Annotated in this window: 1 protein-coding gene; it reads right to left on the bottom strand. The window is 29.8% G+C overall.

The window, feature by feature from the left end; translation table 11 throughout:
• Window positions 1-111: 111 nt before the first annotated feature.
• On the bottom strand, window positions 112-1,113 hold the full coding sequence (locus Q0370_RS04095) for a LacI family DNA-binding transcriptional regulator (RefSeq protein WP_299572494.1): 1,002 nt from the start codon (window positions 1,111-1,113) through the stop codon (window positions 112-114).
• Window positions 1,114-1,174 lie beyond the last annotated feature (61 nt).

The raw sequence follows: 1,174 nt of genomic DNA, 5'->3' as shown, positions 1-1,174 counted from the left end.
CATTATTTAAACGAAATTTAGTATAAAAACTAAAAAGTAAAGATATGATTATTCTTCTAAAATTATAAAAATTGGAAAAAAAATAAAAAATGAGGACATTTATTGTCCCCATCAAATACTTCCACAGCTTTCTCTTTCTATCAGTTCTACTGGCAAATATACTTTTTTCCTGTAACTTCTCTTGTTCTCAAGCAGTTCTGTCAATACATTTATCGTTTCTTCTGCAATAATTTTTGTGTCTATCCTAAGCGTTGTCAATGGCGGATTCATATATTGGGAGATTTTTAAGTCATTAAATCCAATAATCGAAATATCATCAAAAATTTTCAGTTTCCTCTCCCTTACAGCTTTATAAGCTCCCATGGCAATAGAGTCATTTGCACAAAAGACCGCAGTTGGCCGTTCTTTTAACTTAAGCATTTCCCTCATCATTTTGTATCCTGATTCTGCAGAAAATTCGTCCACTTTTACAAATTTTTCATCATACAGTTCATATTCCTTCATAATTTCAATAAAATACTGCTCCCGAAAATCCACAAGATTTCTAACTATTTGATTTCTTCCACCAAGCAAACCAATTTTTTTATGTCCCAGTTTCGTCAAATAATCAATTACAATTTTTACTGAATGTTTCATATCAAATTTTATATAGTCAATAGAATTACCAGAATTATAAGCATCTACACAAATAATGTTTTCATTCAGAGACTTCAAAAAGTCTAGCTGGCTCCTTTTTATTTCCCCAATCACGACAATGGCACTGGAAATAATGAAATTCATCAAAATTTCCTCATTTTTTTCAAACATTTGTAACTCAAAAACTTTACTTTTTATCCCCTTTTTCTTTAGTGCATATTCCAAATCCAGCCGTAATGATACAAAATATGGATCCTCACTTTCTATCCTTTCATCAAATGACTTTATAATTGAAATATTTAACTGTGTACTTTTTCTTTTCGTATTTTTTTTCTTATAATTCAACTCCTTAACGGCTTCCATTACTCTTTGCTTAGTTTCTTTTGTAACTCCGAAATATTCATCATTATTCAAAATTCTTGAAACAGTAGCAATTGAAACTCCTGCACGCCTTGCAACATCTCTAATCGTAGACATCTTTTTCCCTCTCAGCAATCTTAAATTTATTATAATTTATAATATGCTTTACTTAATTTTA

This window comes from uncultured Leptotrichia sp. (assembly GCF_938036635.1).
In the GTDB taxonomy this organism is placed as follows: domain Bacteria; phylum Fusobacteriota; class Fusobacteriia; order Fusobacteriales; family Leptotrichiaceae; genus Leptotrichia; species Leptotrichia hongkongensis.
Note: the sequence above shows the minus strand (reverse complement) of the source record. Positions and strands in the feature narration are given on the sequence as shown.

What these genes read in the sequence shown, in the direction of transcription:
- Q0370_RS04095 (WP_299572494.1), bottom strand. Translation starts at nt 1,113, where the DNA reads ATGTCTACGATTAGAGATGTTGCAAGGCGTGCAGGAGTTTCAATTGCT.